The organism is Vibrio crassostreae (assembly GCF_041439375.1).
In the GTDB taxonomy this organism is placed as follows: Bacteria; Pseudomonadota; Gammaproteobacteria; order Enterobacterales; family Vibrionaceae; genus Vibrio; species Vibrio crassostreae_D.
Genome location: NZ_JBGONY010000002.1, coordinates 132,427 through 152,155, shown reverse-complemented (window position 1 = coordinate 152,155; position 19,729 = coordinate 132,427). Strand labels below are relative to the sequence as shown.

Annotated in this window: 16 protein-coding genes; 7 read left to right on the top strand and 9 right to left on the bottom strand. The window is 44.9% G+C overall.

From position 1 onward, the window contains the following. The first annotated feature begins 94 nt into the window (after positions 1 to 94). The 5 genes from ACED45_RS01955 (at position 95) to ACED45_RS01935 (ending at position 4,997) form a co-directional block, all read left to right on the top strand. On the top strand, positions 95 to 541 hold the full coding sequence (locus tag ACED45_RS01955) for an META domain-containing protein (protein ID WP_102431610.1): 447 nt from the start codon (positions 95 to 97) through the stop codon (positions 539 to 541). Between the two features lie 357 nt (positions 542 to 898). Next, positions 899 to 2,065: an ABC transporter substrate-binding protein gene (locus ACED45_RS01950; RefSeq protein ID WP_102431609.1), complete on the top strand. Its 1,167-nt coding sequence runs from the start codon at positions 899 to 901 to the stop codon at positions 2,063 to 2,065. 5 nt (positions 2,066 to 2,070) lie between these two features. Next, positions 2,071 to 3,771, top strand: coding sequence for an ABC transporter permease (locus ACED45_RS01945; RefSeq protein ID WP_107898773.1), 1,701 nt, complete (start codon positions 2,071 to 2,073; stop codon positions 3,769 to 3,771). After that, positions 3,737 to 4,387: an ATP-binding cassette domain-containing protein gene (locus tag ACED45_RS01940; RefSeq protein ID WP_123283060.1), complete on the top strand. Its 651-nt coding sequence runs from the start codon at positions 3,737 to 3,739 to the stop codon at positions 4,385 to 4,387. The genes ACED45_RS01945 and ACED45_RS01940 overlap by 35 nt, the downstream gene beginning before the upstream one ends. Next, a complete protein-coding gene (locus ACED45_RS01935; protein WP_107898771.1) occupies positions 4,377 to 4,997 on the top strand; it encodes a CDP-alcohol phosphatidyltransferase family protein in 621 nt (206 codons plus the stop codon). The genes ACED45_RS01940 and ACED45_RS01935 overlap by 11 nt, the downstream gene beginning before the upstream one ends. A gap of 78 nt (positions 4,998 to 5,075) precedes the next feature. Here the strand turns inward: ACED45_RS01935 and ACED45_RS01930 are convergent, their stop codons facing one another. The 4 genes from ACED45_RS01930 to ACED45_RS01915 form a co-directional block, all read right to left on the bottom strand. Then, positions 5,076 to 6,029 (bottom strand): class I SAM-dependent methyltransferase, encoded by a 954-nt coding sequence (locus tag ACED45_RS01930; protein ID WP_108020360.1) that lies wholly within the window; start codon positions 6,027 to 6,029, stop codon positions 5,076 to 5,078. A gap of 8 nt (positions 6,030 to 6,037) precedes the next feature. Further along, positions 6,038 to 6,736 (bottom strand): TIGR01621 family pseudouridine synthase, encoded by a 699-nt coding sequence (locus ACED45_RS01925; RefSeq protein ID WP_102431604.1) that lies wholly within the window; start codon positions 6,734 to 6,736, stop codon positions 6,038 to 6,040. A 200-nt stretch (positions 6,737 to 6,936) separates the two neighbouring features. Beyond that, a complete protein-coding gene (locus tag ACED45_RS01920) occupies positions 6,937 to 8,553 on the bottom strand; it encodes a methyl-accepting chemotaxis protein (RefSeq protein ID WP_102431603.1) in 1,617 nt (538 codons plus the stop codon). Between the two features lie 209 nt (positions 8,554 to 8,762). Then, a complete protein-coding gene (locus ACED45_RS01915) occupies positions 8,763 to 10,196 on the bottom strand; it encodes a sodium-dependent transporter (RefSeq protein WP_102431602.1) in 1,434 nt (477 codons plus the stop codon). Positions 10,197 to 10,562: 366 nt separating this feature from the next. Between ACED45_RS01915 and cls the strand changes: the two genes are divergently transcribed. Both cls and ACED45_RS01905 read left to right on the top strand, forming a co-directional pair. Further along, the gene (cls, locus tag ACED45_RS01910) at positions 10,563 to 12,017 is read left to right on the top strand and encodes a cardiolipin synthase (protein WP_048658340.1); all 1,455 of its coding nucleotides are present in this window, start codon (positions 10,563 to 10,565) and stop codon (positions 12,015 to 12,017) included. A 181-nt stretch (positions 12,018 to 12,198) separates the two neighbouring features. After that, positions 12,199 to 13,383 (top strand): cystathionine beta-lyase, encoded by a 1,185-nt coding sequence (locus tag ACED45_RS01905; RefSeq protein WP_102480773.1) that lies wholly within the window; start codon positions 12,199 to 12,201, stop codon positions 13,381 to 13,383. Between the two features lie 86 nt (positions 13,384 to 13,469). Here the strand turns inward: ACED45_RS01905 and ACED45_RS01900 are convergent, their stop codons facing one another. From ACED45_RS01900 to ACED45_RS01880, 5 genes are all read right to left on the bottom strand, one after another. Further along, positions 13,470 to 13,940, bottom strand: a complete 471-nt coding sequence (locus ACED45_RS01900; protein WP_102480772.1) for a hypothetical protein — start codon at positions 13,938 to 13,940, stop codon at positions 13,470 to 13,472. Then, entirely contained in the window at positions 13,931 to 14,788 is an 858-nt protein-coding gene (locus tag ACED45_RS01895) for a winged helix-turn-helix domain-containing protein (RefSeq protein WP_102480771.1), read from the bottom strand. Before ACED45_RS01895 ends, ACED45_RS01900 begins: the two co-directional genes overlap by 10 nt. A gap of 109 nt (positions 14,789 to 14,897) precedes the next feature. Beyond that, positions 14,898 to 15,464: a DNA-3-methyladenine glycosylase I gene (locus tag ACED45_RS01890; RefSeq protein ID WP_055320150.1), complete on the bottom strand. Its 567-nt coding sequence runs from the start codon at positions 15,462 to 15,464 to the stop codon at positions 14,898 to 14,900. A gap of 76 nt (positions 15,465 to 15,540) precedes the next feature. Next, complete coding sequence (locus tag ACED45_RS01885; protein ID WP_371713225.1) at positions 15,541 to 18,651, bottom strand: efflux RND transporter permease subunit; 3,111 nt, start codon at positions 18,649 to 18,651, stop codon at positions 15,541 to 15,543. After that, positions 18,644 to 19,729 (bottom strand): efflux RND transporter periplasmic adaptor subunit, encoded by a 1,086-nt coding sequence (locus ACED45_RS01880; RefSeq protein ID WP_102431597.1) that lies wholly within the window; start codon positions 19,727 to 19,729, stop codon positions 18,644 to 18,646. Before ACED45_RS01880 ends, ACED45_RS01885 begins: the two co-directional genes overlap by 8 nt.

The window sequence follows — 19,729 nt, the reverse complement described above, 5'->3', positions numbered from 1 at the left end:
ATACTGACACATATAGTGTTTTGTAAACTATACTTTGAACCCATCAAGTTACACTTATTCGGTAACTTCGTTCTTTCCTTTGGAGCCTTATAATATGAAGTTTAGTTCAAAAAAATTACTAGCAGTAGCCGCTTTACCTATGATGCTAGCAGCATGCACAACAACAGGTGACAACGCGATGCAAGTAACACCAACCGATCTACAGCACCATAATTGGGAACTTGCGCAAATTGATGGCAAGGACATTGTGAAAAGCGAAGACCAAGCAGCTCCTCGTCTAGAGATCGGCGAAAAGATGACTGCAAACGGCATGGCTGGTTGTAACAACTTCTTCGGTCAAGGTGAGCTGAAAGACGGTCAATTCCGTATCAAACAAATGGGCATGACAATGAAAATGTGTCAGGGCTCAGCGATGGAAATCGAACAATCGGTTTCAGCTACTCTAAGCGAGTGGAGCGACGTAACGCTAACAAACGATACGCTAGTACTGAAAAACGATGTACACACACTAACGTACACAATTCGTGACTGGGTAAACTAACCCATCATCGACACCAGATATTGATTTAAGGAGCCTTCACGGCTCCTTTTTTATTGCTTGCTCAAAACCTAATCATTAAAAACGCTACTTCTCACCTTCTTTTCGTACCAACCTCCAATAAATATCAAAAAAACCTCATTTAGGTGCAATTAATTCACCGCTTTAACGGTCTGTTGCTAGGATGGCAAAGGCCCCTAGTAATTGATTGAATTTACTGTTGAATTAGAATTTATTTGAGAAACAGATAGAATAACTATTATGCCGTGTTGATCTTTCGTTAGCCACGAAAGGTCAACACGCCCAAGGGAGTTCGAAAACACAATGCTCTTGCCCGTTCACTACCAAATGGAAAAGTTTATGAACAAGATAGTAAGTACGTTAGGAATCATGGCAACCGTTGCATACAGCGCAACCATTTATGCTGATGAAGCAACATCCACCGAGAGTTGGAACCAAATAGAACAGCAGGCAGCGGGAGAAACTGTCTACTTTCACGCTTGGGGCGGAAGCCAAGAGATCAACCGTTACCTACAATGGGCAGGCAAGAAGTTACAAAGTAACTACGGTGTCACGTTGAAGCATGTGAAAGTAACCGATATTGCGGAAACCACCACTCGACTGCTTGCTGAAAAAGCGGCAGGCAAGAACAGCGAAGGCAGTGTTGATATCGTTTGGATCAATGGCGAAAACTTCCGTTCGATGAAAGATAACGCTTTGTTGTTTGGCCCGTTCACGGAGTCGCTTCCAAACTGGCAATATGTCGATAAGTCTCTGCCGATTGATGTCGACTTCTCTGAACCAACAGAAGGCCTTGAAGCACCTTGGGGCGTTGGACAATTGGTGTTTATTCATGACCAAGAGACACTACACAACCCGCCACAATCATTCTCAGAGATGTTGAGCTACGCTCAAGCTTTCCCGAACCGATTAAGCTACCCTCGCCCACCAGAATTTCATGGTACGAGCTTCATTAAGTCTCTACTGATTGAACTAACCAACAACAGCCCAGAACTCGCTAAGCCTGTTTCAGAAGACAACTTCCAAGAAGTTACAGCACCACTATGGGCTTACTTAGATAAATTCCATAAAGTAGCGTGGCGCGGTGGCAAACAATTCCCAGCAGGCACATCAGAAAGTATCCAACTTTTGGATGATGGACAGCTCGATCTCGCGATTACGTTCAATCCAAACTCTGTTTATTCAGCACAAGCAAGTGGTCGCCTAGCCGAAACCACTAAGGCCTATGCTCTAGAAAGCGGCGCTTTATCTAACATTCACTTCCTTGCTATTCCTTGGAATGCCAATGCAACCGCAGGAGCTCAAGTGACCATTAACTTCTTGCTGAGCCCAGAAGCGCAATCTCGTAAAGGTGACCTCAATGTTTGGGGCGACCCTTCGGTACTGAGCAGCAAGTACCTCACTGGCAGCGCTAAAAACACCCAACAATTTAAATCGATTGATGAACCACACCCTAGCTGGCAAAACGCGCTCGAGAAAGAGTGGCTGAAGCGATACGGTAACTAATCTTTATGCTACGCGCTCTATATTTTGTTGTTATAGCTGTGTGCATTATCCCAACCATTCCTGGGGTGGCGGGAGTCGTGGCTTCGTCACTGAGTTTCATCCCGCCCCTAGGTTTAGAGGAACCAACACTCAACGGTTTTAGCCAAGTCTTTCAATGGGAAGGAGCTTGGCACTCTATTGGCTTGAGCCTAGGTTCAGCGATTGCAAGCAGCTATATAGCCTGCTTCCTAACCTTTTGTATTCTTCAAGCCTCTTGGGGAAACAAGTTTTGGAGAAAGATAGAGTTAACGCTATCGCCAATGCTTGCTATTCCGCATGTGGCTTTCGCTATCGGCTTTGCTTTCCTATTCAGCCCGACAGGGCTTGGAGCCAGAGCCGTGCATCACTTGCTTGGCGAATCGGCTACGAGCTCAGAATTGGCGTTATTGGTGAAAGACCCATACGCGTTCGGCTTGATCATTATGCTCGCACTCAAAGAAGTACCTTTCTTGTTGCTGATGAGCATTTCGACACTGCAGCAAATTGATGTAGAACGTATCACTAAGGTCAGTGCATCTCTGGGTTATAGCCGTGCTCAGATTTGGTGGAAATCTATTTTCCCACAATGGTTTACTAAGCTTCGCTTCCCAATGCTGGCGGTACTCGCTTACAGTGTCTCGGTTGTCGATATTGCTTTGATCATTGGCCCGACAAACCCACCAACCTTTGCGGTATTAGTATGGCAATGGTTTAACGATCCAGATCTTAACCTACTGCCGCGAGCAGCAGCCGGAGCTATTGTTCTATTTGGTTTAGCGTCGTTAATCATCGCCTTAGCACGTTTCGTTGAATGGGCGATCCTTAAATACTTTCGAATTTGGCAATATTCAGGCAGAACAGGCGCGAACCTTCCTGGGAAAACCGTGTTTACTGCGCTTGCTGCGTTATCACTGCTTATCATTCCATTGATGGTGATTTGGAGTGTTGCCCAACGTTGGCGTTTCCCAGACCTACTCCCTAGCCGATATAGCATGCGTTTCTGGGAGTTTGAGTGGGATGGCATCATGAGTACCGTCGGACAAAGCTTGTGGATTGGTTTGATTGCCGCTTCAGTCGCTTTGTTGCTTGCGCTGGTTGCTCACGAATACAGAATCAAATACAAGTGGCAAGTTCCGGGCTTCATTATCGCCATTCCGATGTTGATACCTCAACTCTCGGTGTTGTTTGGTATGCAAGTCACGACCCTCTACGTTGGCAGTAGTGCCTATGAGTTCTGGGTGATTTGGGCGCATGTTTTCTTTGCTTTCCCGTTTGTGTATCTGTCTTTGGACGGCCCATGGAAAAGCTTTAACGATGGGTTGATTAAAGCCTCGCTTAGCCTAGGTAAATCGCCATTTCAGAGTTGGTATTCGATCAAACTGCCAATCTTGCTTCCTGCTATTGCCTTTGCTTGGGCGGTCGGGATCAGTGTGAGTTTGGCCCAGTACCTTCCAACATTGATGCTCGGTGCGGGCCGTATTAGCACGATCACCACAGAAGCCGTTGCCCTAACCAGTGGTTTCGACCGCAGGGTGACAGCAATCTATGCCATTTGGCAGGCTCTATTGCCTCTGTTCTTTTTCTCTTTAGCGATATTAGTCAGCCGACTTCAACTTAGATATCGCCGTCTTACTTTTAAAGGTTTCCTAAGTAATGAGTCTGTACCTCAACGACCTCGCCATCCGTAAAACCGATGGGGATTCGCTGTTCTCAGCGCTAAACGTAACATTAGAATCTGGCCAAATACTGGCTTTGATGGGGCCGAGTGGCTGCGGAAAGTCGACCTTACTGGATGCGATTGCTGGTCACTTAAGTGAAGAGTTTTCGTATTCTGGCACCGTTGTGTTGAACGATATTCAGCTAGATGAACTGCCTTCACATCAGCGTGAAGTCGGTATTTTGTTTCAAGATGACTTGTTGTTTCCGCACCTAAAAGTATGGGAGAACTTGGCCTTTTCATTACCTAATTCAGTTAAGGGCTCCGCTCGTCAACAGCAAGCAATGGCTGCACTAAAAGACATAGAGCTGACTCACTTGGCAGAGTCATTCCCGGATCAAATTTCAGGCGGTCAACGCGCAAGAATAAGCTTAACTCGTATGTTACTAGCCAAGCCGAAACTCGCCCTACTCGACGAACCGTTCAGTAAGTTAGACCAAGAGTTAAGATCACAATTTCGCGATTGGGTGTTTGAACAATTGACCAAAGCAAATATCCCGACGTTAATGGTCACGCACGACGAGGCCGATGTGCCTCAAGGGGCAGAAGTACTGTCTTGGCCATGGAGAAGTCACAATGCTGGATAAGTACTCCATTAAGGTCATTAAATGGCCATTGAATCAGTCGGCTAAGTTACTGAACCAATTAGGTATCACGGCCAATCAAACCACGTTATTCGGATTTCTGGTTGGGTGTTTAGCATTTCCAGCATTAGCATTTCAGCAATACGAATTGGCATTGGGGTTTATTGTATTTAACAGGGTTTGCGACGGACTTGATGGCGCTTTGGCTCGAATCCAAGGCATCAGTGATGCAGGTGGCTTCCTCGATATCAGCTTGGATTTCCTTTTCTATTCGCTGATTCCTTTTGGCTTTGTGATTGCCAATCCAGAGCACAACGCCATTGCCGGTGCATTTTTGATCTTCTCTTTTATCGGTACAGGCAGTAGCTTTTTGGCGTTTGCGGTAATGGCAGGCAAACGAGGCATTGAAAACCCAGTCTATAAACATAAGTCTCTTTATTACATGTCGGGATTAACCGAAGGTACAGAAACCATTGCTTGTTTCATTGCTTTCTGTATTTGGCCTCAACACTTTGCAGTTATCGCTTATACCTTTGGTGCAGCTTGCTGGCTGACTACATTTATGCGTATCTATTTTGGGTTCCAAACTCTTAAGACTCAGCAAGAGATCTAGTGCTCTAACGACAAAAACAAGATACAAAAACGCCGCTCAATATGAGCGGCGTTTTTTCTAACTGATGTATAGAATCAATTAAGCGTCAGCAGAAGCGCCTATCTTAAACCTCAGAACTTTGAGGCTCGAATCAAGATCGACATCAACAAACTCAGGCGGGTTGTCTAAACGTTCAATAAACTCAACGCTTGGTGCTTCTTCTACCATCGTCTCAATCAGGAAGTTTGGTGATACAGCAGGTGAATTCACACAGGCAATCACTTCACCACCTTCTGTTAGAAGCTCAGGCAAACGACGTAAGATTTTTTTATAATCTTTAGTTAGAGCAAAGCTGCCTTTTTGGAACGAAGGTGGATCGATGATAACCAACTCGTAAGGGCCGCCCTTCTTGATTTTCCCCCACGACTTAAAGATATCGTAGCCAAGGAAGTTAACCGAGCGCATGTCGTGCTCATTAAGACGGTGGTTATCACGACCTTTATTCAACGAGCCGCGAGACATATCCACGTTCATGCATTGACGAGCACCACCAGCGATAGCCGCGACAGAGAAGCCACAAGTATATGCGAACAGGTTAAGAACATTCTTATCCTTGGCATTATCTTGCACCCACTGACGACCATTACGCATGTCTAGGAACAAACCGAAGTTCTGATTACGGCCAATGTCGAGTTGATATTTAAGACCGTGCTCAACCACAACGGGTGAGTCATTGAGTTCGCCCCATAAAACCTCTGAAGGCGCGCCATCGGCATAACGGTGTTGCAGAACAATACTTGTGCCCTGCTTTGCTTGCCAGATGTCTTTATTAGTCAGATCAACCAATCCAGCTTTAAGAGATGATAAGAATTCGTCATCCACCTCTTTGAATATGTTAACCAATAACTGCCCATCAACCCAATCACATGTCAGTTGATCTAGACCTGGCCAAAACTTACCGCGACCGTGAAAAATACGGCGTAGTTCATTCGGCACTTCATTAAGTTGCTGTTCAATATGACTAAAAAACAGAGGTAAAGCTGATGCTTCCATTATTTCACTCACTTAGTATTTAGCTTCGGCCAAGTTAATGACCAAGGTTCAAGCCAACTGTCTAAACCAGCAGACACAGTCTCTTGATGCCACTTCTCACCTAAGGAATCTAGGTTCCTTGGGTCACAGACATATTCGTAGGCTTGTGATTGATAGGTAAATCGAATCGCGAATGCATGCAGATATCCTCTGTCAGCCTCACTCGATGGATTATAAATAGGGTCACCAACAATGGCTGAGCCGATCGACTTCATCGCAACACGGATCTGGTGTGTGCGCCCCGTATAGGGTTTACACAAAAGTAGACGCTCACCGGGTTCAGCGGTTGCAGACAAAAACTGGGTAATCGCTGGGTTTTCTTTACTTGTCAGTAGTTTCCAGCTTGAACGTCGTGAACGCTCCATATCACCTGAGATCAACCCCTGCTTTTTCTTTGGCTTCTTCGAACCAATCGCAAGGTAGTACTTCTCGACTTCACGCTTTGCGAACAAATGTGAAAGCTCACTCGCTGCCGAGGCACTCTTTGCTAACAGTAGAATACCTGAGGTCATTTTATCGAGGCGGTGAACGAGATATAACTTCGGCTCATTAAGCGCATTAGCGACTTCTTGTAGCAGCATGGTGTCACCATCGTCTTTGTGGACGCTGACTCCAGGGTGCTTATTAATGAGTAAAAAATCTGAATGGTTCAGAAGAATGTCGAACATGTAAAAGCTAGCTCCATTGTAGAGCGTGGAGTATACCGTGTCTGAACCCAGATTCCAGCTACGAAAAAGCCCAACTAACTCAATAAACATTGAATCATTGGGCTTATTTTTATTTGTTCGCTTTCGGTAATAGGCTTTTAGCCTCTATCGAATACGAACTAAGCACTAAGCACTAAGCACTAAGCACTAAGCACTAAGCACTAAGCAAGTTTGAACTTACCGACTAATGATTCTAGTTCAGCAACCTTAGCATTCAAACCTGAAGTGTTTTCAGAACTGCGAGTCGCCAGTTGCAAGGATTGCTCTGAGATATCACTGATCGCGGTAATATCTGCAGCAATCTCTTTGGTCACCGCTGTCTGTTCTTCTGCCGCAGTCGCAATTGAGTTAACCATGCTTTGTACATTGCCCGCACCGCTAACAATTGCTTCTAGAGCCGATACCGCCCCTGTGCTTTGCTCTACACCAATTTCAACTAAACGACAGTTGTCTTGAGTGTAAGTTACGGCTTCTTGAGTACCAGACTGAATCGATTGGATGATGCCAGACACTTCTTGCGTTGCTTTGGTGGTTCTTTCAGCCAACGCTCTTACTTCGTCAGCTACCACGGCAAAACCTCGGCCAAACTCACCAGCTCGCGCCGCTTCAATCGCCGCGTTCAAAGCCAATAAATTCGTCTGCTCTGCAATGTCTTCGATCACTTTAATCACACTGCCAATTTGTTCACCATGCGAACCCAGCGTGTTCATCTGTACCGACATGTCACTCATTTGAGCAGAAACTTGTTGAATGCTTGCTACCATCTCTACAATCACGTTACGACCATCTTCTGCTGAAGACTCAGAACGTCGAGCTTCTTCATAAGTAGAGGTGCCCTGCTGTGCCACTTCCGAAATGGTCAAGCTTAGCTCTTCTGCAGCCGTTGCTATCAGGTTTGCTTTGTCAGCTTGAGCAGAAGCACCCGTCACGATGTCTTGGCTGATAGAAGATAGTTCACCTGTCACAGATTGGACCTGGTTGGTCACAGAAGAAATTGAACCCAAGAGGTCGACCAAAGATTTCTGCATCTGGTTGATCGACTTAGCAAGATCCGCCAATTCATCCCCTGAATCATCAACAATATCTCCAGCGGTAAGATCGCCATTTGCTACACGGCGCGCAACTTGTTCAACACGAGTTAGGCGGTTAGTGATAGAGCTAGACAATACAAATGCAATCACACAACCAAATACAATCGCAATGGCAGACAACACCATGATGGTACGTTCAATCATGGTAAACGACTCGGTTAATACAAGCAGTGATTGCTCTGTATCAGCACGCTCACTTGCTGACGCTTGGTCAAGCAAGTTTTCAATTGGGATCAAGTTGCTCTCATACAAAGATCGAAGCTGCTGGATGTTTGCTAGTAGCTCGGATTCATCATTGATCTTAGGCACAAGCTTCGCTTCAAACTCTTGAGTGAAACGCCCCATCAAGTCTTCAATTCGCTGAATACGTCGATGATCTTCCGATCCTCTGCTCTCCAAACGCTTCGCCTGCTCAATAGCTTGAGCAAACTCGTTCTTATTGGTTCGATAATCGTTCAACGCGTTATCAACCTGAATAATCGCGCCCAAAGCGTCCCGATAAACATCGCCCGCTTCATCTATCAATACAAGGTAGGTAACGGTACCCGGTACATCATCCATTCTAATCTCATCAGCGCTTTTATGGGCCCCAATAACTTCTATCCATACAATACCGACTAACGTGACAAGCACCGCCAATATAGAGCCAAAACCGGCATACAGTTTCTTTCTCACTGACAATTTCACACAACACCTACCTAAATAAAATTATCGGCCAAAACAGCCCTTAACATTTATTATATCGGCTAGCACACGGATAACTTTAGTGAATGAATGTTTTTTATTTTTCGAAGAGAATTAAGATACTCACATAAAAAAACGGGAGCCATGGGCTCCCGTTTCTTAACTTACTTTAACTTGCGATTCTAGCTTCTAAGAACTTTGGTTTCTAAAAACTATAGCTTCTTAGAGATAAGCGCAGAGCCAGCAATGATACCAATACCTAGTAGCATGATTGCACCTTTACCGCTGTCGAAGCCAGAAGAGATACCCATGAACGCAACGATAGCGATAGCTACTGGGATGATGTACTTAACTAGTGTGTACCATAGACCGAATAGTGGGAAAGATACTTCACCGTCGTTAGTGATCTCTTTCTCTAGGTCAGCACGGTTTAGTCTCCAACCAGCGAAGATACATACCAACATACCGCCAACTGCTAGGAAGATCTTATCAGTTAGTAAGTCGAAGATATCGAACGCACCAGTACCGAACAATGTTGGACCGAAGCCACCAAGTGATAGAGAAGCGAAGATACATAGAATCGCCATTACGACACTCGCAGACAGTACAGCTGTTACACGCTTCATGCCTTTCTCATCGATTAGGTACGAAACCACAACTTCAAGTAGAGATACTGAAGATGTCAGTGCCGCAACACTCAGACCAACGAAGAACATAAGAGCAAATAGAAGACCCACTACGCCGCCCATTTCAGCGAATAGCTGAGGAACAACAACGAATACCAGACCAGGACCCGCTGCAGGCTCCATACCGAATGCGAACATTGCTGGGAACATTGCAACACCAGCTAGGATAGCAACACCTGTATCCATTGCCGTAACCATAGCGGTAGTTTGAACTAGGTTCTCTTTCTTCTTCAGGTAAGAACCGTAAGTCAACATACAACCCATACCAAGAGATAGTGAGAAGAATGCTTGACCTAGTGCAGCTAGGATTACACCGCTGTCTACTTTAGAGAAGTCAGGGCTGAATAGGAATTCAAGACCAGCCATCGCGCCCGGAAGCATGATGCCTTTGATTGATACCACGATAAGGATAATGAAAAGAAGTGGCATTAAGATCTTACCCGCTTTCTCAATACCGCCAGAAATACCCTTCATAACGATGACAACGTTAAGCAGTAGGTATAAGCCCATCCACATAAGTGGCTGAACTGGGTTTGAGATAAAGCCACCAAAGCTGTCACCGATTGCTTCAGGTGCGTCTAGTAGACCACCAGCAATTTTACCGATGTATGCGATAGACCAGCCACCTACTACAGGGTAGAAACCCATGATTAGCAGACCACTTACTACACCGATAACACCAGCGAACGTCCAGCGACGGTCAGTTGATTTAAATGCACCTACTGCTGATCTCTGCGTATGACGGCCAATCGCAAATTCAGTCAGCATCACACTGAAACCGATGAAGATTACAAAAAACAGGTAAATTGCAACGAATGCACCGCCGCCACTTTCGCCTGCTGTGTATGGGAATTTCCAGATGTTACCTAGACCAACAGCAGAACCTGCTGCAGCCATTACGAATCCTAACTTCGAACCCCAGGTATCGCGGGGTGTTGTGGTTGTATTACTAGTAGCCACGTGTACTCCAAACTTTTGTGTTATGTGATGTTGTGTTTTGCTTTGAGTGGCGTCTTTAAAAGATAAGGCGTATAAAAAAATTTACACACCTAAAAGATTTGATTGACGCTCGTATATAGCAAGTAAACCAGTTTAAGAATAAAATTGGAAGCCCGAACCGTATATATTTCGTTACCAATGTAAATTTTTATGGTTAAATGCCGCCTTTTCATACAAAACAATCGTTTTCGTCTTAAGTTAACCAAAACTTAACAACTATAACCTGTTTACAGCTTTAGCTCTAATTTGTAAATAGTTGATTCCTTAAATTCCCATATCCGTAAAATAGCATTACTATCTAAGTGTCTCTTTTTTCGAGTATTCAATGTGGAAAAGCTCTACCATTTTTTAACTTTAGCTTCTGTCGCTTTATACTGGGTACTTGTAGCCGGTGTGACTTTCCGTGTCGTACTAAAACGACGCTCTGTCAGCGTTTCTCTCGCGTGGTTGATGGTTATCTACATTATCCCAATTGTAGGTGTCGCTTGTTACTTCCTTTTCGGAGAGCTAAACCTAGGTAGGAAGAGGGCTGAACGCGCACATCGCATGTTTACTCCATTTGGTGATTGGTTCCGAAAACTAGATGATTGCCAGCTCCACCTTCCAGGAAAGGTCGGCTCCCCTATCCACAAGATTGATGAACTTTGTAACAATCGGATGGGCATTCCTGCACTCAGCGGAAACACACTTTCACTGCAAGCTTCTCCCAATGAGATCTTACACGCAATTATCGAAGATATAGAAAATGCCCAAACCAGTATTAAGATGGTTTTCTATATTTGGCACCCTGGAGGATTAACTGATTCGGTTGCTTCCGCTCTCATTCGAGCTGCGAAACGTGGTGTGGATGTTAAAGTTTTGCTTGATTCTGCAGGTAGCCCGCGCTTTTTTAAAAGTCACTGGCGCTTAATGATGAAAGACGCCGGTGTGCAAGTTGTACAAGCATTGGAAGTAAGCCCTTGGCGTATTTTCTTACGTCGTCTAGATCTAAGACAACACCGTAAAATCATCGTGATTGATGAAACCATCGCCTACACTGGCTCAATGAACATGGTTGACCCCGCTCACTTCAAGCAAAATTCAGGTGTTGGCCAGTGGATTGATGTAATGGTACGCGTAACGGGGCCAACCGTTAATGTACTGTCGGCAATTCATGGTTGGGATTGGGAAGTGGAAACGGGCGAGCGCATCCTTCCTGATTTACCTGAATGTCCGATTGAAGAGGTAATGACGCATCACCCTGTGCAAGTCGTGCCATCTGGTCCAGGCATGCCGGAGTATTTGATCCTGCAAGTTCTAACCATTGCGATTAATCAGGCAAACCATTCTGTTCGTATCACAACACCCTACTTTGTACCGAGTGCCGATTTATTAGAAACACTCAAAATGACAGCGCAACGCGGTGTCAATGTAGAACTGGTCATCCCACACAACAACGACTCATTAATGGTTAAGTGGGCTTCGCGCGCTTTCTATACCGAGTTACTTGAAGCCGGCGTTAAGATTTACGAGTTTTACGGTGGGCTTCTTCACACCAAATCGGTAGTGATCGATGAAGAATTTTGTTTGATCGGAACGGTCAATATTGACATGCGCAGCCTATGGCTCAACTTCGAAGTGACGCTAGCCGTAGATGACGTGCACTTCACTCAGCAGCTCTCTGAACTGCAACAGTCTTATATAGAATCATCTCACCCAGTAGTACTAGAACAGTGGGAACAGAGAAACTTGCGAAATCGCTTCTTTGAAAGGTTGTTCTATTTGTTCAACCCTCTTCTGTAATACATATGATGAGTCGATTGCGGCTCATCACTTCCTCCCGTAAGTTTTTAACCTTTCACCATTGAATAAGTAAAAGGTTAAAAAGCGAAAGAAAAGCGTAAAAACTCCTGCTCCCCTCTTGCTTTGAAGGCTATTGGCATGTTTTAAATAGAAGATAACCGATTGATAAGGAATTCACAGCATGTCCGAGAACAAAACCACTAAGCTGATCACTGCAGGTCGTGATAAGAAGTGGACCAATGGTGTCGTTAACCCACCAGTACAGCGCGCTTCAACTGTCGTATTCAACTCAGTAGAAGAGAAGCGTAAAGCTACAATTAACCGCGCTAACAAAACACTTTTTTACGGACGTCGTGGAACCAACACTCATTTCGCCTTCCAAGATGCCATGGTGGAAGTGGAAGGCGGCGCAGGCTGTGCACTCTACCCTTGTGGTACGGCAGCAATCTCTAACGCCATTCTCTCTTTTGTAGAAACGGGCGACCATATTCTGATGGTCGATACCTGCTACGAACCGACGCGTGATTTCTGTGACACCATCATGAAGAAGATGGGTGTAGAAACAACTTACTACGAACCAACAATTGGTGAAGGCATCCAAGACCTTATTAAGCCAAACACTAAGGTGCTGTTTACCGAATCTCCGGGTTCTGTCACCATGGAAGTTCAAGACATTCCAACGCTCGCACGTATTGCTCATGAACATGACATCATTGTTATGTTAGACAACACTTGGGCTGCTGGTGTTAACTTCTCACCGTTTGATTTCGGTGTTGATATCTCGATTCAAGCAGCAACCAAATACATCGTTGGTCACTCTGATGTGATGCTAGGGACTGCGGTAGCCAATGAAAAATGTTGGGACCAGTTAAGAGAACAGAGCTACCTGATGGGGCAATGTGTTTCGCCAGATGATGCTTACCTCGGCCTTCGTGGTATTCGTACTCTTGATGTTCGCCTACGCCAACACGCAGAAAGCAGCTTGAAAGTGGCAAAATGGTTAGAGACTCGCCCTGAGATTGACCACGTTCGTCACCCTGCGCTTGAATCTTGTCCTGGTCATGAGTTCTTTAAACGAGATTTTACTGGCGGGAATGGCTTGTTCTCTTTCGTGCTGAAGAACTCAAATACCAAAGCGACCACAGCGCTGCTTGATGGTATGACGCACTTTAGTATGGGTTACTCATGGGGTGGTTTCGAAAGCTTGATTCTAGCGAATGAACCAAGCAGCTTTAACAGCCTAAGAACAGTAGCGAACCCTAACTTCGAAGGGACTTTGATTCGTGTTCATATCGGCTTAGAAGACGTTGATGATCTGATTGCAGACCTAGAAGCAGGGTTAGAGCGTTACAACGCGCTCGTTTAATTAAAATCGTTAACAGACGCAGACCAAAAAGGCAGGATATTCCTGCCTTTTTCAGATTAGCGTATTAGACACATAGCTTTAAAAAGCTACTGAACGTTAAAACACGCCCAATTGAATATTTCAGTTCGATGTTCATTGAACATATACAAAGACTGATCCTTCACTGCAATAGCGTAGTCAATCGTCACCCCTTTATACTCACTGTAATCATTGTTAATAATAGGATCATGAAAAGGCGTTGCAGTTCTCACATCAATAATACTCATCGACAAACTATCCCCATCAAGGCCATAGTAACCAGAATAAAGATTTTCCATTGTAGCTTCGTTACCGTCTTTCTCAGTTATCGTCACAAACTCTCTCATACTAAAAGTTTGGTCAGACTGAAAAGTAATGCTCATTCGCTCATAAAGCGATTGATACGGTTGGAATGCCTGAGATAAAAAATCCGTTTTTAGCGTTTTACAGTGCCAGCGAGTGCCAGCCAATGCGTTCTGTTCCAGAAAAAAGCTTGCTGTAGCAATTGCCAATAGAATGAGTAAGCCAATTAGTCGCAAAAGTTACTCCTCTTTTCCATGTACTGAGTAAACGAATCAAAAGACGACTCTACATTGAAAATAGAAGCGCTATAGTTCAAAGCCTCACCACTCTTCCTTTGAATCAACATGTATAGCGTATCATCTTCGGGCTGGTCTACTGATGGGTAGATACGGACAAAAACATCAACATTGCAGTGGCTAGGTATCACATCCGTTAGCTTTTTAGTGATCGCAGGCAACGAATAGGATTCATTGTGCGCAACATGGAAAAAGTAGTGATTAGTATTGTCTGTGTAACTGCCGCGGTACTCGGCTTTATCAATAAAATAAGGCAGTGGCGTATAATAGGTTTTGAAAAGATTGAACGCCGTTACGACGACACAAATCAATGCGACTAAGTAGCCCGCTTTAATTAAGTGCGCATTACTCTTTGAATCTGAGGGTTCTAATTCAGTTGCAGCCAACACTTCTTGATCGACAGGTGAAGAGTTTAATTTAGATGCCTTCGCAGTCATTTGAGAAGGCACAATTTCAGTTTTACTAGGTTTTATCGATTCATCGATTTCAAGTAAATAACCCGTTTTACTGACCGTGCGAATCGTTGCACAGCCACAAGTCACTCGCGATAACGTTTTTCTAATCTTAGATATCACGTTAGTGAGCGCTTGCTCTGAGACAATCACATTGCCCCAGCACCTATCAAATATTAGGCCTCGTTCAACACACTCACCAGTATTTTCAAGTAAGAACAGAAACACCTTACCTTCTATCGGCGCGATAGTTTCTACGTGGCCATCGTCACGCACAAACTGCCTTAGCAAGGGATCATAACTAACATCACAAATTTGGTAGCTTTGTTGTTTCACTATCGTCTTCTAGGTTTGAATTTGGTCGAGTATGATATTGAATAGTTTATAAATGACCAGTGAATTTTCCTATATTAACGCAATTATTTTTCGACGATAAATAACACCTTTATTTATGCGGACAACCTACGATATGGTCATTAACCATACCTGTCGCTTGCATGAACGCATAACAGATTGTTTCCCCTACAAACTTAAAGCCTCTCTTCTTCAAAAACTTACTCATCGCTTTAGATTGCTCGGTAGAAGCGGGAACTTGAGACATCTCGGTCCATTGATTCACAATCACCTCATTATCAACAAACTGCCATAAAGCATTTGAAAGAGAGCCGAACTCTTTCTGTAATTCAAGCGTAGCTCGCGCATTGTTGTATACCGAAGCAATCTTGCCCTTGTGTTTAACGACATCGAAGTTTTCAATGATGTGCGGCACGTTGTCTTCATTCAACTCAGCTAACTTGTTTAACTCGTAATTATCGAATGCGGCACGATAGCCTTCACGCTTTTTGAGAATCGTAATCCAACTTAGACCTGCCTGAGCGCCTTCCAAGGTAATGAACTCAAACAGAACTTGGTCATCATAAACAGGCACGCCCCACTCTGCATCGTGGTACTCCCTTTCAAGCTCGTGCTTAAGCGCCCATGCACAAGTTCTATCCGATGTATTTACTTCCATTTTTTATTCTCTTCTATCAATCGATATATAAAAATAATGCCCCATTTAGGGGCATTATTTCAAAGGTTAGTTGACGTTAAGCCACTTCAATTTTATGGAATAAACGATACAGCACAGGTACTACGATTAGCGTGAGTACAGTCGCAAAGCCTAAACCAAACATGATGGTTACTGCCATTGGTTTGAAGAAGATATCCGGTAGTAGAGGGATCATACCTAGAATCGTGGTGATCGCTGCCATACATACCGGACGAACACGACTCAGTGCCGCATCAACAACCGCTACATATGGATCTTTACCTGACTTCATCTCAATCTCAATTTGATCAAGCAGTACGATACCGTTCTTCAGAAGCATCCCAGATAGACTCAGGAAGCCCAACAGCGCCATAAAGCCGAATGGTGTATTCAAGGCTAGCAAGCCTGTCGTCACCCCTATCAACGCCAATGGAACCGTTAACCAAACAATCAGAGGCTCTTTCACCGAGTTAAACAAGAACACGGTAATTAAGAACATGAACAAGTAACCAAGAGGCATGGTTGTGAACAGTGACGCCTGTGCATCTGCTGACGACTCATATTCACCACCCCATTCCAATGAGTAACCCGGAGGCATCTCAATCGCTTCAATTTGTGGTTGTAAGCGTTTCTGTAAAGTTGATGCTGTCTCTTCACCCAATAGATCAGGGTCCGCCATTACCGTCAGCATACGCTTACGGTTCTTACGGATGATCAGTGGGTCTTCCCACTCTAACTCATAACCAAGTGTTACTTGTTGCAGCGGGATATACTCACTTAATGCAGGGCTCCAGATCTTCATGCCTTCGATGTTACGTATATCAACACGCTCATCTTCAGGTAAACGAGCCACAATCGGCATCAGCGTTGTACCATCACGGTACACACCAATCGACTTACCAGAGAAAGACATCGCGAGGAAGTCATCGACATCAGACTTGGTGATACCATAACGACGCGCTTGACTTTCGTTGAACTGAGGCTCTAACACCTTAGTTCTATCACGCCAATCATGACGAATATTAAATGCTCCAGAATCAGCTCGCATGATATCCATCACTTGAGCGGCAATTGAACGTAATACTGTTGGATCAGAACCAACAATTCGCGCTTCAATCTTCGCACCACCACCAGGGCCTAATTCAATCTGCTTGAGCTTATAGTCGATCTCAGGGAACTGACCATTTACGTGCTCACGAAAGCGTTTCATCAGCCCTTCAAGCACTTCGTAGCTCTTCACACGGACCGTTATTTCGCCATACGCGCTATAACTTTTCTCTGGTGCGTAAGTCAGCATGAAACGTTGCAGGCCTTTACCCGCAGTCGTCGTGATGTGCTCAACTTCGTCCTGATCAGCCAACCAACTCTCAAGCACTTTAAGCTTGGTATTGGTCGCTCGAATATCAGTACCTTCCGGCATCCAGACGTCAACTTGGAACATCGGTGTTGTCGAGGATGGGAAGAAGGCTTGTTTTACAAAACCAAAGCCGTAAACGCTTGCGCCCAAACCAATAATCAGAACAAACATGGTTAACCAAGCACGCTTCATACAGAACTCAAGGAAGTTTTTGTAGATCACAAAAACCATCCCGTTGTATGGGTCTTTACCTTCGTTCTCTGAGTCGACCTTTTGACCTTTAAAGAACATGTCAGCAAAGAACGGCGTGAGCGAGATGGCAGTAAACCAACTCAGCATCAAAGAAATCAGTAGCACTGTGAACAAGGTGCCACAGTACTCACCTGTTGAGTCCTCGGATAAACCGATAGGAGCAAACGCAGTCACCGCAATCACCGTTGCCCCCAACAGCGGCCATTTGGTTTGGGTCACGATATCGGTGGCGGCCTGCATCCGGGTTCGCCCCTTCTGCGTGCCGATCAATATCCCTTCCACCACCACAATGGCATTATCCACCAGCATCCCCAGAGCGATAACCAACGCGCCTAATGAGATACGTTGAAGGTCAATCTTGAAGTACTGCATGAAAATAAAGGTACCGAAAACGGTCAACAACAATATCAAACCGATCAACAGACCAGAGCGTAGCCCCATGAAGAACAGCAGAACCACGATTACAATCGCAACCGCCTGCCCCAAACTCACCACAAATCCACTTACTGACTTATCTACCTCTTTGGGTTGGTTATAAACCTCAGAGATATCGATACCGATGGGCTGCTGATATTTCAGCTCGGCGAGTCTTCGGTCAAAGGCTTCACCCACCGCCACAACGTTTACACCTTGCGCAAAGGATACCCCAAGGTTGAGCGCAAGCTTGCCATTGTAGCCAATGATGTTAGTAGGTACTTCAACATAACCACGAGTTACCTCTGCCACATCTTTCAGGTAGATAAGCCCTTGAGCGCCACCTTCTGTCAGAATCAAATCACCCAGTTGCTCTACATTCTGGAACTCGCCCGTAGGGTGGATACGAATGTATTCGTCACCAATTCTCACCGCACCTGCACTGGAAACAATATTTTGAGTCGATAAAAGGTTAAATACTGTGCTTGGAGACAGACCTAATGAGCTTATCCGTTTCATCGATATCTCAATGAACACTTGCTCTTGCTGCTGGCCGGATACCGAGACTTTACTGACCCCGTCGACCAGCTCTAATTCTCGCCTTAGGTAGTCAATATAATCGAGTAACTCTTTATAACTGTAGCCATCCCCCGTCACCGCCAACAAAATCCCGTAAACGTCACCGAAATCATCGATGACTTGAGGATCGTTGACGCCGGGTGGCAGTTCAACCTTAAGATCATTCACTTTTCGGCGAAGTTCATCCCAAATTTGCGGAAGATCGTCCGGGCCGTAGTTATTCTTCATCGTTACCGTTACCTGAGACAGGCCACGGCTTGAGATAGAGTTCACTTCGTCCACATAAGTAAGCTGTTGAATCGCTTTCTCTAGCGGATAGGTCACTTCCTCTTCCACTTGCTGAGGGGAAGCCCCAGGGTAAGAGGTCACTACCATTGCATCTTTGATGGTAAAGGCAGGATCTTCTAGACGACCCAAACCAAAGAATGCAGAAACACCACCAATAAGAAAGATCAGAGATAGCATCCAGCTAATGACTTTGTTACGTATAAAGTAAGAAGCAACACCTGTGATCTGATCATCACCCTGTTGATCGTCATTTTGAGGCTTGTTATTTACTTCACTCATTATTCGTCTCCTGAGGCAATACTTCCACTGTCATCCCATCTCGCAATCGCGATACGCCTGCAACAACGACATGCTGCCCCATTTCTAATCCTTTCATGATCTGCAAAGTTTTCTGGTTTGCTTTTCCTAACACGACTTGCTGCTTCGAAACGGTATTGTCATCATTCAAAACCCAAACAAATGAGTTCGTTCGGCTCAGTTCATCGCCATCCGCATTGAACACCGCCTCAATTGGAACCAAAACACCGGCTTTCAGTTCTAAACCAATATCTCGCCCATGAGAGGTAACATCGACAGCCATACCATCAAGAATCAAATCATCTTCGGGCATCGGCAATGCCAAGGTAACCGTAAAGGTACCAGTGCTTGGGTCTGGCTCTGTCGTATACTCTTTTATGCTCGCTGGATACTCATTACCACTCGGAACTCTCACCAGAGCTTCGATAGTCTTTAGTACCGCATCATTCGGTTGATTTACATATATGCGGTCTGGTAACTGGATAATGACTTCAACATCTTCGACGCTGTGAATATTGACAACTTGCTGACCGACTTGAATATTTTCGTATTGATCAACACTGACTCGGGAGATAATCCCATCAACAGGTGCAAGAAGCTTAGTAAAGGATAAGCGTAACTTAGCTAGCTCTAACTCGGCATACGCTATTTGGCGTTGAGCTGCAATTTCATCAAACTGAGATTTAGCCAACAGCCCTTTTTTGACCAACGGACTAGAGCGTCTATATTGGCTATTGATTACCGTATATCTCGCCTGAGCGTTATCAACATCTAATTGGTAGTCTGTAGGGTCGAGCTCGGCAATCAATTCCCCCGCTTTAACTCGCTGGCCTTCTTTGACATCAAGCTTAAAGATCTCACCCGCGACACGAAAACTGAGATGCGCTTTCTCTGCGGCATTCGCCACTGCTGGAAAGTACAGCTTGTCATTGAAATCCAAGACTGAAATTTCAATCGCTTTGACTAGGGGTGTATTGTCGACTTCTATTTGTGGCTTTTCTCCGCAAGCGGTTAGCAGAACTAAACATGACAAACCTGTCGCTAATTTAAATGCACTCAT

What these genes read in the sequence shown, in the direction of transcription:
- ACED45_RS01955 (WP_102431610.1), top strand. Translation starts at nt 95, where the DNA reads ATGAAGTTTAGTTCAAAAAAATTACTAGCAGTAGCCGCTTTACCTATG.
- ACED45_RS01950 (WP_102431609.1), top strand. Translation starts at nt 899, where the DNA reads ATGAACAAGATAGTAAGTACGTTAGGAATCATGGCAACCGTTGCATAC.
- ACED45_RS01945 (WP_107898773.1), top strand. Translation starts at nt 2,071, where the DNA reads ATGCTACGCGCTCTATATTTTGTTGTTATAGCTGTGTGCATTATCCCA.
- ACED45_RS01940 (WP_123283060.1), top strand. Translation starts at nt 3,737, where the DNA reads ATGAGTCTGTACCTCAACGACCTCGCCATCCGTAAAACCGATGGGGAT.
- ACED45_RS01935 (WP_107898771.1), top strand. Translation starts at nt 4,377, where the DNA reads ATGCTGGATAAGTACTCCATTAAGGTCATTAAATGGCCATTGAATCAG.
- ACED45_RS01930 (WP_108020360.1), bottom strand. Translation starts at nt 6,029, where the DNA reads ATGGAAGCATCAGCTTTACCTCTGTTTTTTAGTCATATTGAACAGCAA.
- ACED45_RS01925 (WP_102431604.1), bottom strand. Translation starts at nt 6,736, where the DNA reads ATGTTCGACATTCTTCTGAACCATTCAGATTTTTTACTCATTAATAAG.
- ACED45_RS01905 (WP_102480773.1), top strand. Translation starts at nt 12,199, where the DNA reads ATGTCCGAGAACAAAACCACTAAGCTGATCACTGCAGGTCGTGATAAG.
- ACED45_RS01890 (WP_055320150.1), bottom strand. Translation starts at nt 15,464, where the DNA reads ATGGAAGTAAATACATCGGATAGAACTTGTGCATGGGCGCTTAAGCAC.
- ACED45_RS01885 (WP_371713225.1), bottom strand. Translation starts at nt 18,651, where the DNA reads ATGAGTGAAGTAAATAACAAGCCTCAAAATGACGATCAACAGGGTGAT.
- ACED45_RS01880 (WP_102431597.1), bottom strand. Translation starts at nt 19,729, where the DNA reads ATGAGTGCATTTAAATTAGCGACAGGTTTGTCATGTTTAGTTCTGCTA.